The sequence below is a fragment of the Ruminococcus sp. genome, from assembly GCF_024691275.1.
GTDB lineage: Bacteria > Bacillota > Clostridia > Oscillospirales > Ruminococcaceae > Ruminococcus.
In genome coordinates, this window is record NZ_JAILNU010000085.1 from 23468 (window position 1) to 39783 (window position 16316).

Consider the following 16316-nt stretch of genomic DNA (forward strand, 5'->3'; position numbering starts at 1 on the left):
TTACTCCTCCTTTTCGCTATATTTTCTGCCAAGTATAGCTTCCGCCTCGGCAATATCTGCTTCATCGGGGGTGCGCTGTCTTAAAAGCTCCGAATTATCGCAGATATTTATGTAATCGCAGTACGTACACGGGAGCTTTCCCGATATTTCAAGAGGTATCGCTTCTGCATCGCCGTAATAAAGGGATTCTGCCATGTCCGTAAGCTTCTTATATGTGAAATTTCTGAGCAGCGCCATTCCCTCTTGCGAAATACAATCGGAATTCTTATCGGGGACTCCGTTCTTATCGAGCTTAACAGGAATAAACTCGCCGCGGACATTCTTTTCCATTGCTTCGAGTATGTCCCTGTCACCAAGCACGAGTCCGCTTGTACGCAAAGCCGACTTCAAAGCACTGCTGTTCTTTGAATCTATCTTGTGAGACTCAAGCTGAACATCTGCAATACGCACAGGAGAATACAGTACTCCCGCAGGATCATAACCTTCATATATGCCGCCCTTGTCCGTCGCTGCAAAAAGATACAGCAGCATCTGCATATTTATACCGCCTGCAAGTGTTTCGGCAGTTATATCCTTTCGGCTGCTCTTGTAGTCGATGATGCGCAGATACTTGTCATCGTTTATACTGCATACGTCTGCTCTGTCAACTATGCCGCCGAAACTCAGCTGCTTTCCGTCTGCAAACGGAAGCATCACAGAATGGCTCTCACGCAGGTCAAGCTCAAAATCATGCGGCTCAAAATCCGATGCCATGAGTGATCTCTGAGTATACATGAAGACCTCTGACATTCGCTCCGTAAGCTTATTGAAAATAAGTCCGAATCTTGCATTTTTGCCGAAATCTCCCGCGAGACTCTCTTTCATATACTTTTCCGCAAAGCTGTCTATCTCTTTTTTCACATCGTCATACGTCATACTTATGAACTCTCTTTTAGTGCGCTTTCCAAGTATGCCGTAAAAGCACTCATGTGTAAGCTCGCCTGCTATCCTTGCATCAAGCTCAACCTTCTCATTAAGATGAAGTCTTAGGCATTTATCGCAGAAATACTTGAAATGGCAGAGATTATACTCCTCAAGTCCTGTTGACGAAAGCTTCAGCGGTTCAAAGTTTTGCAGCTGCATCATTACGTCCTTGTCTATGCGATAATCCTGTACCTGACCGCATCTGCCGAACACATATGCAAGTCTCCTCCTGTACTCGGGCTCGCTCATAAGAAGGCTCTTAATAGAGGCAACAGCAGCGCTCGAACCGGCACGTTCCTGCATATAATGATAAAAAGCCGAATGGAATGTCACTGCATAGTAATGTACAGGGATATCCTCATCGGTACAGCGTATGCTCTTATCGCCGAACATCTCGATAATACGGTCAACTATTCTGGCAGGATATTTTGCCTGTCCTCCCAGGTCTGACAGCGGATAGGTTATAAAAAGCTTATCGGAAGCTGCCGATACGGCCTTATAAACCACAAGGCGCTCCGAGGCTATAAGCTCTGCAAGCGGAGTTGAGAGTTCGATACCGTTTTCCGCAAGCTTTGTCCTGTCAGCTTCCGAAAAAAGTCCGTGCTGACTTATCTGATTAGGGAAATCGCCGTCATTGGCTCCCATTACGAACACGACCCTCGGAGAGTTAAGACGTGCCATTCTCGCGGAAGCCGCTGTAACTGCATCAAGCGTCTGCGGCGGTACCGAATATTTGATCCGCCCTATCATTGACCTGATTATCCTTGCGGTCTCAGAGAAGCTTATCTCCCTGTCGCCAAGAGTATCATTGATACTGTCAAGAATGTCGATAAGACAGCCCCAAAGCCTTTTAAGCTCAGCCGCTTCATAATCCTTGTCCTGCTTTATCAGTTCTCCCATCAGACGGGCAGTATTTGCCTCAGCTTTACAGCCTGAGATATACTCATACAGATGTGCGCATATTTTTGAAGCATTTTTATCGCGTTTAAGCTTCTTTTTCAAGTTGATAAGCGGCTCGACAGTCCTGCTGCGTATACCTTCAAGCAGCTCTATATCGTCATCTGAAGCTGTAAATACTTCATTCCACATATCTCCGTCTACGTCCCATTTGTAGCAATAATTCTCAAGCAATGATACCTCTGTGAGCGAAACGTCAAGAAGACCGCTTTTCAGCAGCCTGAATATCTGCTCCGACCTGAACCTCCTGCTTCCGAGAATATCGAGAAGAGTCGTAAAGAAAACCATTATCGCCGTATGAGCAACAGGCTTTTCGAGGCTCATGAAATACGGTATATCATACCTTTTGAATGCTGCTTTCAGTACATCGGAGTAATTAGCGATGTCATTTGAGATAATGGCTATATCACGATATCTGAGAGTCCTATCGTCATAGATAAGATGTTTTATCGCAGCACAGACGTATTCAGCCTCGCTGTACATATCACGCGCCTCAAATATGCGTATATTTTCGGCTTTTGGAGCTTTCTCAGGCTCGTTTTTCATATTACCGAGGACACGTCGGCTGATATATTCAAGATCGGGAGATGCAAACCTGTAACACTCCCTGCACTCTGTCATCTTAGTTTCTTTGCCGAGTTCACGGCAAATATTCATTATCTTCCTGTATGTATCGTTTACTGTCTCAAAGAGAGTATAAGCACCTGCATTAACGTCGTCCGTCCTCATTGTGATGCAGACATTATCAGCAGACGCTATCATGACCTTCAGCATCTCATACTGATCTGCGGTAAAGCTCTCGAACTCATCAAGAAAAATATTCTTGCCGCTGAAATATCTGTTGAGATTTGCTATAGACGCAGCTTCCCTTGTATTATCAAGCTCGTCCTTGAAGCCATATTCTTTCATAAGGCGCTGATACTCAAGGAATATTGCTGCAATATCATTGGTCTTCTCCATGAGTTTTCTGTCAAGGAGCTTCGACTTGACCATAAGCTCCTCAGGCAATATATTCGCTCTTTTCATATCACGTATGAGAGTTATGATCTCCTCGGCAAAGCCGCTCTGCAAACTCTGCCTGCGGAAACTGCTCAGCGACTCAGGACGAGCAAGTGCTGAATCCACAGCCTGATACACCAGTATCATCTTCGCCATCTCATCGGCGAACTCACCCTTACGGTCAGGATCGCCGAAAAGCTGAAAAAGCTGTCTTGAAAGTCCTGTAAAACTCAGAGAAAACAGATCATTGAATTTTTCAGCTCCGACATAAAAGTAGAGCTTTTTATCAAAATCATTCGAATACTGTTCGGGGACAAGTATGCATAACTTATCAGACCTGTCACATTTTTCCTTTATGCGCCCGAACATACACGTAGTCTTACCGCTTCCGGCAGGACCTGTAATAAATTCAACCATAATTTCTCCTGTTACATAAAATATGCATACCGCAAAAAACGGTATGCATATCTTCAAAATTCATCAAAAACCATTTAAATGGTTATCTTTCATAATCTTAGGGAAATTCAGGTATGCATAATCACTGTTTACATAACCGTTGATTCCGTTTACCTTTTCCTCATTTGAATACTGCCACATATTGTAATTCTTACTGAAATCAGGCTTAGTTACGCCATAATGTGACACCCAAACATCATATTTTGAATATATAGATGCATCAAGACGTGTATTGAGGAAATTTGCATAGCTCTTTATGCCGACATAGTATCCTTTCTTCTCAAGTGTTGAGCAGAAAGCATTTACTATAGCTGTTATCTCCTGAGAGCTCATAGAAGAAAAGCAAGTATCTTCTATAGCGTAATATACAGGATACTGGAACTTGTATCCCTTTATAACTTCATAGCAAGCCTCTGCTTCAAGTACAGCATCTTCAGGTGATTCAGCATAACTGTACCAGTAAGCTCCGCAGTCTATACCTGCTGCCTGAGCACCCTTTACATTGGCTTCAAAGTACTTATCGCGCTGTGTAGCAAGATTTCCGTATCCTGCTCTGATGATCGCATAGCTCTTTCCCGAGCTTTTGACCTTGCTCCAGTCTATCTTGCCCTGCCATACAGACACATCAATTCCGCCTGCCATACCCTTGTTTACATTTGCAGGATAAAGCGGAACTGAAGCGCTTCTTTCCGATCCGTCAGGAATATAGGTCTCAGGCGATATAAGATACGGAAAATTTATGTAACAATGATCTCTGTCGACCGGACCTTCTATACCAGGAACAGAACCTCTGTCCGTATACTGCCACATACCGTAATCTTTATTATATGAAGGTGAATTTACGTTCCAATGAGCTACCCAGATGTCATACTTGTCAAGTACCTGCTGATAAATCTTTGATGAAAGCAGACTTGCAAAGCTGTATACGCCTGTACGATATCCATTTGACTGCATCGTTGTACAGAAGGTATCAACTATCGCCGAAACTTCATAATCAGACATCTGCTTATGTTTTTCTTCTTCAATATCAAAGTATACAGGATACTGAAGATCATAAGACTTAATTACATTACAGCAAGACTCAGCTTCTTTACGTGCCGCATCAACGTCAAAAGCATAGCTGTACCAGTATACGCCAACGTCAATGCCCACCTTCTGAGCTTCTTCTATATTGTATTTGAACCAGTTATCGACCTGCCATGGATAATCATTTGCATTACCGTAGCCGGCTCTGATGATAGCGTAATCTATTCCGCTTGCCTTTACGGTTTTCCAGTCGATCTTACCTTGTGCGTAAGATACATCAATACCTTCGCTTTTTTTATACATCATGCTCTTGTCCCCTGACTTGAGCTTAACATAATTCTGATGAGCGTCGTAAATATCAAAAACATTGAACGGGGTCTCATTCTCTGTTTGTGTCTCTGTCTGTACAGAAATTTCCCCCGGTTTTCCGACTCTCCAAACCTGCGTCGGAACACTCTGTGAATCGTCCTCTTTACTTTCTGAGCAATTTGTGCTATTATCATATATGTCAATCTCAGTATTGTCAGCGGCAACAGATGCAGTAAATGCTGCACATGAACTGATTGTTGCACAGGAGATCAGCGCAGAAAGTAATCTTTTTAAATGCTTCATGGCAAATCAAGCTCCTTTTCATAAACATGACAAAAAAAGAAAACACCCCATATGTTTCCTTTTGTAAATTATAACATAGATATGAACAATTTGCAACTACATATAACAAAAAAAGCAATTTCCGATATGATTTTTGTGCGTTTTGAAAAAAATCACAAAAACTTTTTGTAACTAATAGATACTTTTCTGTAATATTTAGGAGTGAAATAATGAAGAAATTTGTTATTAATGACAACGACAGCGGTCAGAGAGTAGATAAATTTGTATCAAAAGCTCTTCCTGAGCTTCCAAAAAGTATGATGTACCGTCTGATCCGCAAAAAAGACATTAAGATCAACGGCAAACGATGCGAGATATCTACCCGTCTTAACGCAGGAGATATCCTCACGGTCTACGTAAAAGACGAAGTGGCTGCTGAAAAAAATCATGATATGAGCTTTCTGGAACATCCTTCCGAACTAAGCATCGTATTTGAAGACGAAAATGTCATCATAGTCAATAAACCGTTGGGGCTTGACTCTCATTCCAACGGCAGTCCTATGACCGACACTCTTATAGACCGTATCAAGCACTACCTTTACGATAAGAAAGAGTACCTGCCGGAAAATGAGAGCTCCTTCGCGCCTGCTCTTTGCAGCAGACTCGACAGGAATACCTGTGGTCTGGTAACGGCTGCAAAAACAGCTGCCGCGCTTCGTGACATCAATGAGGCCATCAGAAACGGCAACGTTCACAAGATATATCACTGTGTGACAGCCGCTCCTCTCCCGAAGAAAGAGGATATCATTACCGCATATCATAAAAAAGACGAGTCAAGAAATCTCGTAAAGATATCCGACTCGCCCGAAGATGGCTTCAAGCCCATAAAAACAGGTTACAAGGTGCTCGCTTCAAAAGGTCCGTTGTCGCTGGTCGAAGTTACGCTGTTCACGGGAAGAACTCATCAGATAAGAGCACATCTTGCTCATATCGGAGCGCCTATCCTCGGCGACGGTAAATACGGCATTTCCGCTGTAAATAAACGTTTCGGCGTATTCCGCCAGGCTCTGTGCGCATATGAACTGAGATTCGAGCTTCCCGAAGCTTCTTCATTCCGCTACCTCAACGAGCTGAAAATAACAGCTGACACTCCCGAATTCGAGAAAAAATTCTTTTAGTTAGGCTGACCGACTCTATGGCGGAGATTTTCTTCTTTCAGCTCTCTGCCCTCGGCAATAAGCTCTCTCATTCTGTCCGCATCGGCACTTTTCAATGCCTCACTGTACTTCAGAAGATTTGAAATGAGCGTATCAAGCTCATACTGAAGATTATCCCTGTTCTGCATGAAAAGGTCAGTCCACATCCTCTCGTTCATCGTAGCTATTCTCGTCATATCCTGAAAGCTTCCGCCGCTGAATCCGCATTCAAGTCCGAGTTCAGGACTTTTGACATATGCACTTGAAACGATATGTGCCAGCTGTGAGGTGTAAGCGATCATTTTATCATGGTTTTCGGGAGTAGTTACTACTATTTTTCCTGCACCTATCTCCTTTGCAAGCTCTCTGAGAAGCTCGATATCTTTTTCATCACTTCCTTCAAACGGAGCGATAATAAAGTTTGCTTTTACAAAAAGATCAGAGCTGCTGTTATAGTAACCGCCGAACTCCTTTCCTGCCATAGGGTGGATACCCACATATCTTAATCCATTATCCTCGGCTATCTTCTTCATACGCTCGGAAAACGCACCCTTTATACCGCAAACATCGGTAATAAGGGTGTTTTTGTCTATCTCGGCAGCGTGTTCGGCAAAGAAACGTTCTGTAGCCTCGGGGAAAAGTGCAGCTATAATAAGGTCGTAGCCGCTGTAATCACCGTTAAACACCTCGTCAAGAGCTACATCACGAAGTGCTGCGTTCTCGATATCATGATTAAGGTCACTGCCCACAACTGTGTGATATGTATATTTTTTCAATGCTTTACAAATTGAACCTCCGATAAGTCCAAGTCCGACAACAAGTATTTTCATAAAAAAGTACCTCCAGATTTCTTTTGTCATTTAAAGTATAACGCTTTAAACGCAAAAAGTCAAGTGCTGCCTTGTTTTTTCAAAACTTTTCATATAACATTTTTTGCGTAAATGGCATAAAATAACATGAGAGATCTCTCAAATCCACCGAAAGGAATGGTTTTATGCCAAAGGTCTTTTTAAGTCCGTCTACTCAGGAGTGGAACCAATATGCCACCGACGGCAATGAAGAACTGTATATGAATCTCCTCGCTGATCGTATGGAGCCTTATCTCCGCTCATGCGGCATAAACTTTGTCAGGAACGATCCGGTACGGAATGTTACAGGTGCGATAGCCGATTCAAATGCCGGCACATACGACGTTCACCTTGCACTTCACTCAAACGCCGCTCCCGAGAATCTGTCAGGCAGACTGCGCGGTATAGACATATATTTTGCTCCGAAAAGCAGCCGGAGCGAAAAGCTCGCAAATATCATTGCAAACAATCTGAAAACTATATATCCTCTGCCTGACAAGGTAAGAGCTGTCCCAACGTACTCTCTCGGAGAGGTTCTGCGCACAAAAGCTGTTGCAGTCTTATGTGAGCTTGGCTATCATGACAATTACGCCGACGAAGCGTGGCTGAAAAACAATCTTGAAAATATCGCACGGAATATCACAGGCTCTCTCTGTGATTTCTTTGGTATCCCCTTTGTCGCGGCTGGCGCTGTCAGATGGGGAACTGTCACCACCAACGGAAGCGGTCTCAATATCCGCAGCTATCCTGATATGAGCGGTACTATAATCGGCTCGATACCTGACGGCGCAACAGTTACCGTAAACGGCGAGACAAACGGCTGGTACGTCGTGAACTACAACGGTATAACAGGCTATTCCAGCAGCAGATTTATCACATTATAAAATATACCGTACAGCTTAAATGCTGTACGGCATATTACTTACTGATCCTTGTTCTGATCCTGCATTCTTCTTCTACGGCGATCCTTATCGTTCACCTTTGGTACTGCATAGATCGGTTTCATTGGCTTTGCCTTGCTCTTGAACGAGATATACGCATATACACAGATCATGATATATATTGCACACAGCAGGAATGCCACCATAAGAGCTCTGCTGAACCAGCGCGACTTCTTGAACATTTTTGCTGCATACAGGTTGTACTTCGATGCTGAACGCTCAACATTGCTGACTGCCACTATCTCAACCGTTCCAAGCTCCTCACCCGAATACTCAAGAGTAACTTTTCCGAGAGGTTCGCCCTTTGCTACAGGTGCCTGAAGTGAATTCTTGTACCATACTATTTTGTCTCGGCTTATTGTCGATATATCTATGCCGTCATACCAGAGTATAGTAAATTCTTCCTTAGGTCTTGCAAGGACGTAATCGTTGCCCTCTGCAAGCTCAACCGGCAGTTCTCCTACCTCAGCAGTATCTGCAAGGATAACTTCATATGAAAAATGATTGAACGCCCAGTTGAAAAGACTCATTGCATCTGTGAGATGATAATATGTTGTCTCACCGTCAGCGTCGCTAAGAGGCGATTTCAAAAGAACTGCAAGATACTTGTTTCCATCGCGGCTCGCCATAGTAACGATATTTCTTCCTGCCAGATCGAGATTCGCAGTCTTTATTCCCTTTGAACCGCTGTACTCATAGTTGCCTTCAGGCTCCATCAGAATGTTCGAGTGAGTCCACACCCATTCATCAGGATCGGAATGTCTCTTTGGATCCATAGGGATCTGTGGAGTATATGTCCATGTTGTAGATATCTTTTCAAAATACGGAACACCCAGAGCGTAAACGGCAAGCTTTGCCATATCGTTAGCCGTGGTATACTGGTTCGGGTCATACATTCCCGTTGCATTTGTGAAATTAGTATTCTCCAGTCCGAGTTCGGCTGCCTTTGCATTCATCATCTCAACGAACTTAGCAGAACTGCCGTCACCGAACTTATGCGCTAATGTCTCGGCTGCTTCCACAGATGATGTCAGCATCATAGCATACAGCAGATCATTTATCGTGAGAACATCGCCGTCAAGTATATTCGCAAATCTGAGATCGTCGGGATGCTCTATATTATAAAGATACTCGTAGTCTGATTCATCTATAGTGACCTGCTCGGAAAGATCTGAACAATTCTCAAGACAGACAACAGCTGTCATGATATTTACGAGCGGTCCCGGCATTTGCTTGCTGTCAGCATTTTTCTGATGTATTATCGTATTCGTATCAAGGTTCATAAGAACGGCTGATTCGCTCTGTATAGGCGAGATCAGCGGAAAATTTACTGCCGAAGCATTCCTGACAATGACGAAAGGAAGTACAAATACTATAGCTGCAAGAGCACAAAATAGCTTTTTCATATATTCTCCTTTATTCCAAGCGATTTACACGCAGTAGTTCCGTTTAAAACTCCAAACTATATTAATGTCTGCTCAAATTCCATATCTTATAAGGAATTTGCATCCCTGAACAAAGTTCGGGGTAATAATCGCCTTTCAGCGGTTATTTACAACACATTATATTATAACAGATTCCTTCGTGTTTTAAAAGAGTTTTTTTGAATTTTTTCAAATTTTACTATTTTTTTTATTCACCCCTTTACCTTTTGACAAAAATGTGCTACAATATATTTATACAAAACGAAAGCAGCATAGATATAAATAGCTGCATACATAATTGAACAGAAGAACGGAGGTTTTTAATGTGATCTACGTAACAGGAGACACTCACGGAGATATTAGCCGCTTTAAAAGCCCTGAAATGAAAAAAGTAGGACGCGGCGATACTCTTATTATCGCCGGAGATTTCGGCTTCCTTTGGGACGATTCCAAAGCAGAAAGGGCTGCACTGAAAAAGCTTGCTGAAAAGAGCTTTACTATCGCTTTTCTGGACGGCTGCCACGAAAACTTCGATATGCTGGAAAAGTATCCTGTCTCTGAGTGGAAAGGCGGAAAGGCGCGAATCATCGCCCCCAATATCGTTCACCTCATGCGAGGTCAGGTTTATACTATCGAAAAGAAAAAGATCTTCACCTTTGGCGGCGGTCACAGTCAGGATATCGAATTCAGACGTGACAACGACTGGTGGGAACGCGAACAGCCTTCCCATGAGGAGATCAGAGAAGCGATCACGCATCTGCGCGAAAACAACTACTATGTCGACTACATCATCACTCATGAGCCGCCTGCTTCACTGAAAGAATGCCTGAGTGTTGACGTGCTCGAAAGGCTTGAAGTACACGCTTTCTTTGAAGATGTGATAAAGACCTGTAATTATAAAAAATGGTTTTTTGGCAAGTGCCATATCGACAAGCATATCCCGATAAAGTTTTTTGCAGTGTTCAACAGCGTTATCCCTATTAAATAAACATAATATGAGCAGTTCCGTCATAGTATTTACTATCAAAACAAGTGAGGTAATACTATGAATAAATTCAAATTGACGGATCTGCTCATTTTTGTCGTCACAGCCGAGCTCACAGGAGCTGTATCTGCACTGATATCAGGTGATTTCACATCGTTTTATGCAGAGATAAAACAGCCGCCGCTGTCTCCGCCTGCATGGATATTCCCTGTGGTATGGGCTATACTCTATGCACTTATGGGAATTTCTGCATATATGGTTTGGAACACAAACAAAAAGAAAAAGGATCGCGCCTTTGCACTCAAAGTGTATTTTGCCCAGCTTGCGGTAAATTTTTCATGGAGCATAATATTTTTTCGTTTCAGACTTCTCGGTGCGGCAGCGGTCACGGCTATAATTCTGATGCTGCTTGTTGTATTGATGATACTCGCATTCTCCAGGGTAAGAAAGTTCGCGGCAAAACTGAATATCCCATACCTGATATGGCTGTTATTCGCTTCATATCTCGCAGCAGCCACATACATTATCAACTGACTGATACTGCCAGTTTTTCTTCCAGAATCTTTGCATTGAATGTTCTGACTTTCTCTGATATAATAAAATTATCCCGAAAGGGACAATAAGATCAGGAGGTAAACATTATGTGCTGCAATATCTGGAAATTCCTCTGCGATATGCTCGGAATCTGCTGTAAATAAGCAAAAGCTGCACGGTAATAAATACCGTGCAGCATTTTTTATATATTAAAGAAACGTTTCGTGTTTTCCCTGACAGCTTCGATAAGCTCCTTCTCATCAACACGTATATTTTTCGCAAGTTCTGCTGCCACATACTTTATATTCTGCGGCACGTTAGTGCGGTCAAGTCCCTTGATATTACGAGGGGTAAGGTAAGGCGCATCGGTCTCTATCATAACGCGTTCAAGAGGTATGGACTTTACGGCTTCCCTGAGCGCTCCACTGCGCCTTTCGTCGCATATCCAGCCTGTTATACCGATGTAAAAGCCCATATCCAGATACTTTTTCAGCGTTTCCTTATCACCTGTAAAACAGTGTACAACAGAATGGCTGCATATATCGCCGTGCTTTTTGAAACGTGCGATAAAATCATCTGCTGCTTCACGCTCATGAAGGAAAAGCGGCTTTCCGAGTTCCTCCGCTATCCTGATATGATGTTCAAAGCAGCGCACCTGATTTTCACGGGTCGAAAACATTCTGTCGTAATCAAGTCCGCACTCCCCCACTGCAACTATCTTTTCATTTTCGGATACTATTTTGCGGATACGCTGGAAATCCTCCGCTTTTGCACTGTCTGCGCTGTGTGGATGTATCCCGCAGGTACCAAAACAATCATGTGTCTTAACGAAACTGTTGACGCTCTCGCTGCTTTTCATGTCAGAACCCGTGAGGATACAGCTGACACCTTCTGCCGCCGCGTCGTTTATGATTTTCTCAGGCTCTCTGAACTGCTTGCAAAACAGATTCAAGCCAATGTCATAATATTTTATCATATTTTCACCTTATAATGTCTCAATGACCTTCCTGTGAAGCTCTTCTGCCGCTGCCTTAACATTTTCAGCTCCGAATACTGCCGATACGACTGCTATTCCTTTATGTCCGCAGCCCTTTATGGTATGTACATTTTCTGCATTTATACCGCCGATAGCTACCGCGGGAATACTCACAGAACCGCATATCTCGCTGAGCTGCTGAGGAGTAATCCTTACCGCATTTTTCTTTGTAGGCGACGGGAACACTGCCCCCACTCCGAGATAATCAGCTCCCGATCCCTCTGCAAGCTTTGCCTGCTCAACGGTCTTTGCTGTCGCGCCGATAATGAAATCATTGCCTGCAATACGTCTTATATCAGCTACAGGAGCATCTTCTATACCTACGTGTACACCGTCTGCTCCGCACCTCAGAGCTGCTTCGTAATCGTCATTGATTATAAACGGAACATTATATTTATGGCATATTTTCAGAAGTCTTTTCGCTTCTTCCATAAGCTCGCCGCCGCTGATATTCTTCTCACGGAGCTGAACTATGCTTACTCCGCCAAGTATAGCCTGTTCAACTGCTTCCTCGAGGCTTATGCCGCGCAGGCAGCTTCTTTCTGTAACTGCATACAGCAAAAGGTCTTTATGGTTTATTTTCAAATCAATCACTTCCCGTTAAATTCACCCATGTATGCTTTCGGAGAAAGACATTTCATAAAGCCGCTCATAATGCAGGCTCCTGCCGCACCGCATTCCCGTACAGAAGCTATATTATCGGGCGATATCCCACCTATAGCATAAACAGGTATATCAACACTATAGCAGACATCACGCAGAAAGTCAAGCCCCCGAGGCGGAAGTCCCTTTTTGCAGTCCGTCGCAAAGACATGACCTGCGGTGATATAATCAGCTCCCAGCGACTGCGCTTCGAGAGCATCATCAACAGAGTGACAAGATGTGCCTATAAGACTGAAGCCAGCTTTGTCCTCAGCACTCATTTCACGAAGTATATGCAGCGGCAGATGAATACTGTCCGCACCGAGTTCAGCGGCAACCTTCCAGTAATAATGAAGAACAAGCTTAGTACCGTGCCCATTGCATTTCTCAACAGACTTCTTTGCAAGTTCGCGGTACTGTGCTTCATCAAGGTCTTTTTCGCGCAGTACGATATATCTTGGCTCTGCTTCCGCTATCCGTCCGAGCTGTTCAAAAAAGTCTCCGCAGCACAGTTTCCGCGCCGTAATACATACGATATCAGACATAGAGGTAATCGTTCAGTACAGGCTGAAGTCCTTCAGACGACATATCCTTGTACATCTTGTCGAAGCTGCGGCTGTCGTTGATCTCAAACTGCTCGTCGCCCTCTGCATTCTCGGCTTCTTTGCCTGTATACTTGCTCTCATGATCGCCAATGCCTGTTGATACTCCTGCCGAGACCTTTGTTGCAGCTATCTTTACGATACCGTTGCGGAAGGTCTCGCTCTCCCGTGAGGATACGGTTATACCGCAGAACGGAAGGAATATCCTGTAGGCGCAGAGCACCTGACAGAGCTGCTTTTCGTGTACGTCAAGAGGATTTATCTCGTCGTTATTGATAATGGGACGAAGTCTGGGACATGAAAGGGATATCTCAGCCTGCGGGTACTTTCTCTGTAAATAGTATACATGGAGAGCGCTTGCAAGAGCGTCCTTTCTGAAATCAGAAAGTCCCAGAAGCGCAGAACAGGCAATTCCTCTCATGCCGCCCATAAGAGCTCTCTCCTGAGCCTCGAAACGGTACGGAAAAACTCTCTTGTGACCGAGAAGATGGAGCTGTTCATAGCGGTCGCTGTTGTAAGTCTCCTGAAATACGGTAACATAGTCAACACCACATTCGTGGAGGTACTTGTATTCGTCGGTATTCAACGGATACACCTCAATACCCACCATGCGGAAATACTTGCGGGCGAGCTTGCAGGCTTCGCCGATATACTCGACACTGCTCTGTACGCGGCTCTCACCTGTGAGGATAAGTATCTCCTCCATACCGCTGTCGGCGATCACCTTCATTTCGTGCTCTATCTGCTCCATGTTGAGCTTCATGCGCCTTATGTCGTTATAGCAGTTAAAACCGCAGTAAACGCAGTAGTTCTCACAGTAATTGGCAATATAGAGCGGAGTAAACAGATAGACCGTGTTTCCGAAATGCTTCTGCGTCTCAAGTCTTGCCTTTTCAGCCATTTTTTCAAGGAACGGCTCTGCGGCAGGCGAAAGGAGCGCCTTGAAGTCCTCGACCGAGCAAATATCGTGATTAAGGGCAGCATTTACGTCCCTTGCCGTATACTGCGAATAGTCGTAGTTCTTCATCTCCGTGAGCACCCTGTCCATGATATCGGACTTGATATGCTCCATGCCCTCCATGTACTCCATGTGGTTGGTACGTGAGGACGGGTCTGTTTCAAGAGTGTGCTTCTTTTTAAGTGCAGCCTCGGAGAGCTTGTCCGAGTCAACAAAATAATGATTTTCCATTATATTACCTTCTTTATAAATTCAGCACGGCAATTACCTCATCGCCGTCTTTTTCGCCGTTCGTTCCAAAACCGAACGAGCTGTACAGCTTTGCAGCTGCGTGATTTTCGGGCTCGTATGAAAGCCAGCATTTTTCAGCCTTTCCGCAGGGAAATGTACGGATATAGTCCAGCGCGAGCTTCAATGCAGCCTTGCCGTACCCCTTATGCTGATAGCGTTTGTCTATCATAAAGCGCCATATATTGTAATTATCCTCGGCAACAGCAGGCGGAGCTTCCCAGCATTCGTCAGTACCGAAGCCTATCATAAGGAATCCCACAGGCGTTTCGTCATCGTATATCCCAAACGTGAAAACATGACCGCCGCTACAAAGTGTGGAATAGGCTTCGATAATGCTTGTACTGTTGTCTGCAACAAAGCTTTTCTGCGCTTCGTCAACGCTGAGCTCAAGTATATCCCATATATTTCTGCCGTTTACCTTTTCAAGATGTATCATCAGTCGTGAAGGAAGCCTGTGAGTGTGTCTGAAGGAGCAGCACCACGGGTAAGAACTCGTCCGAGACCAGCTAAATAAGCCTTTCTGCCCGCTTCTACAGCCTGCTTGAAAGCCTCAGCCATTACAGGAAGATCGCCTGCTGTTGCAAGGGCTGTATTGGACATTACGGCAGCAGCTCCCATTTCCATAGCCTCGCAAGCCTGTGAGGGTCTGCCGATACCTGCGTCAACTATAATAGGCAGGTCTATCTCATCAATGAGTATCTGTATGAAGTCCCTGGTAGCAAGTCCCTTGTTCGATCCTATAGGCGAAGCAAGAGGCATTACGGAAGCCGCACCTGCATTGACAAGATCACGGGCTGTGTTAAGGTCGGGATACATATAAGGCATTACCACAAAGCCCTCTTTGGCGAGTATCTGCGTAGCACGGACGGTCTCCTGATTATCGGGGAGGAGGTACTTTGTATCACGCATGATCTCGATCTTTACAAAATCTCCGCAGCCCAGCTCTCTTGCAAGACGTGCGATACGTACAGCTTCATCAGCATTTCTTGCACCTGAGGTATTCGGAAGAAGTGTGACTCCCTTTGGTATATAGTCGAGAATATTCTCGTGCTCCTTTGAGTTTGTACGGCGTACAGCCAGTGTTATCATCTCAGCTCCCGCATACTTTACAGCAGCCTCGATAAGGCTTAGGGAATACTTTCCCGAACCCAGTATAAAACGTGAGGAGAACTCATGTCCCCCGATAATAAGCTTATCTTCTTTCATTGTAATTACTCCTTTATGTCTCAATTTATATCATATTGCTCTGCGATTATCCGTATCACTGCATGAGCCTGATGTCCCGCACAGATAAGGACTCTCGATGAAACAAGTCCCATACCGTCGGCAATATCGCTCACCCCGTCGCCGCAAAGGTAAAAGCGCTTTGTAACACGCTTTGTGGTTATCAGGTTCGATGGCACAAGACCTGCCATTCCGGAAGCTGCCACAATATATTTCTGCGACATATTTTCCAGCACATAATTTACCAGCATAGCCTTCTGATCGGATTTGTCGAAGGCTTCCACGATAATATCGTCATTGGCAAGAATCTGCGATATATTCTCTTCTGTAAGCTTCACGCACTCACTTGTGATATCACAGTAAGGTGCGATACGCTTCAAAGTATCGAACATTGCATCAGACTTGAACTGCCCGAGCTGTTCGGGAAAATACTGCTGCCTGTTGAGGTTGGAGATATCGACTTTGTCAAAGTCTATTATATGGAGCTTTCCCACGCCTGCTCTTGCAAGAGCAACGGCGATATTCGAGCCCAGACCTCCCAGTCCGCATACCGCAACAGAAGCAGCATTCAGCTTCTGCTGCAGCTCGATGCCGTGTCTTTCCTCCAGCGCAGCATACATTTCTTCTCTCGTCGGTATCAAGT

15 protein-coding genes are annotated in these 16316 nt (G+C 44.4%); 4 read left to right on the forward strand and 11 right to left on the reverse strand.

All coding sequences use genetic code 11. The features are described from left to right. Positions 1-3336, reverse strand: coding sequence for a PD-(D/E)XK nuclease family protein (locus K6G33_RS10195; RefSeq protein WP_296779050.1), 3336 nt, complete (start codon positions 3334-3336; stop codon positions 1-3). Between the two features lie 63 nt (positions 3337-3399). Next, positions 3400-5013, reverse strand: a complete 1614-nt coding sequence (locus tag K6G33_RS10200; RefSeq protein WP_296779053.1) for a glycoside hydrolase family 25 protein — start codon at positions 5011-5013, stop codon at positions 3400-3402. Positions 5014-5222: 209 nt separating this feature from the next. Here K6G33_RS10200 and K6G33_RS10205 point away from each other — a divergent pair, with 209 nt between their 5' ends. Then, positions 5223-6170, forward strand: coding sequence for an RluA family pseudouridine synthase (locus tag K6G33_RS10205; protein WP_296779056.1), 948 nt, complete (start codon positions 5223-5225; stop codon positions 6168-6170). On the opposite strand, the gene K6G33_RS10210 is transcribed toward K6G33_RS10205, so the two are convergent. Continuing rightward, positions 6167-7018: a prephenate dehydrogenase gene (locus K6G33_RS10210; RefSeq protein ID WP_296779058.1), complete on the reverse strand. Its 852-nt coding sequence runs from the start codon at positions 7016-7018 to the stop codon at positions 6167-6169. The two genes, K6G33_RS10205 and K6G33_RS10210, sit on opposite strands and share 4 nt — an antisense overlap. A gap of 164 nt (positions 7019-7182) precedes the next feature. On the opposite strand from K6G33_RS10210, the gene K6G33_RS10215 reads away from it, so the two are divergent. After that, complete coding sequence (locus K6G33_RS10215; protein ID WP_296779061.1) at positions 7183-7920, forward strand: SH3 domain-containing protein; 738 nt, start codon at positions 7183-7185, stop codon at positions 7918-7920. Between the two features lie 38 nt (positions 7921-7958). On the opposite strand, the gene K6G33_RS10220 is transcribed toward K6G33_RS10215, so the two are convergent. Further along, on the reverse strand, positions 7959-9383 hold the full coding sequence (locus K6G33_RS10220) for a D-alanyl-D-alanine carboxypeptidase family protein (RefSeq protein ID WP_296779062.1): 1425 nt from the start codon (positions 9381-9383) through the stop codon (positions 7959-7961). Positions 9384-9726: 343 nt separating this feature from the next. Between K6G33_RS10220 and K6G33_RS10225 the strand changes: the two genes are divergently transcribed. After that, positions 9727-10389 carry a metallophosphoesterase gene (locus tag K6G33_RS10225; protein WP_296779065.1) on the forward strand — a complete coding sequence of 221 codons (663 nt, stop codon included), beginning with the start codon at positions 9727-9729 and terminating at the stop codon, positions 10387-10389. Positions 10390-10446: 57 nt separating this feature from the next. Further along, positions 10447-10920, forward strand: coding sequence for a TspO/MBR family protein (locus K6G33_RS10230; protein WP_296779066.1), 474 nt, complete (start codon positions 10447-10449; stop codon positions 10918-10920). Positions 10921-11122: 202 nt separating this feature from the next. Here K6G33_RS10230 and K6G33_RS10235 read toward each other — a convergent pair whose 3' ends face one another. Genes K6G33_RS10235 through thiF form a run of 7 tightly spaced genes read right to left on the reverse strand, consistent with a single transcriptional unit; the run spans position 11123 to position 16314 of the window. Next, the gene (locus tag K6G33_RS10235; RefSeq protein ID WP_296779068.1) at positions 11123-11896 is read right to left on the reverse strand and encodes a TatD family hydrolase; all 774 of its coding nucleotides are present in this window, start codon (positions 11894-11896) and stop codon (positions 11123-11125) included. 9 nt (positions 11897-11905) lie between these two features. Next, positions 11906-12541 (reverse strand): thiamine phosphate synthase, encoded by a 636-nt coding sequence (gene thiE, locus K6G33_RS10240; RefSeq protein ID WP_296779071.1) that lies wholly within the window; start codon positions 12539-12541, stop codon positions 11906-11908. A 5-nt stretch (positions 12542-12546) separates the two neighbouring features. Beyond that, the gene (locus K6G33_RS10245; protein WP_296779073.1) at positions 12547-13143 is read right to left on the reverse strand and encodes a thiamine phosphate synthase; all 597 of its coding nucleotides are present in this window, start codon (positions 13141-13143) and stop codon (positions 12547-12549) included. Next, entirely contained in the window at positions 13136-14389 is a 1254-nt protein-coding gene (thiH, locus tag K6G33_RS10250) for a 2-iminoacetate synthase ThiH (protein WP_296779076.1), read from the reverse strand. Before thiH ends, K6G33_RS10245 begins: the two co-directional genes overlap by 8 nt. 13 nt (positions 14390-14402) lie before the next feature. Continuing rightward, entirely contained in the window at positions 14403-14885 is a 483-nt protein-coding gene (locus tag K6G33_RS10255; protein ID WP_296779078.1) for a GNAT family N-acetyltransferase, read from the reverse strand. Then, positions 14885-15655, reverse strand: a complete 771-nt coding sequence (locus K6G33_RS10260; protein ID WP_296779080.1) for a thiazole synthase — start codon at positions 15653-15655, stop codon at positions 14885-14887. Before K6G33_RS10260 ends, K6G33_RS10255 begins: the two co-directional genes overlap by 1 nt. 20 nt (positions 15656-15675) lie before the next feature. Next, complete coding sequence (gene thiF / locus K6G33_RS10265) at positions 15676-16314, reverse strand: sulfur carrier protein ThiS adenylyltransferase ThiF (RefSeq protein WP_296779083.1); 639 nt, start codon at positions 16312-16314, stop codon at positions 15676-15678. Positions 16315-16316: the final 2 nt, after the last annotated feature.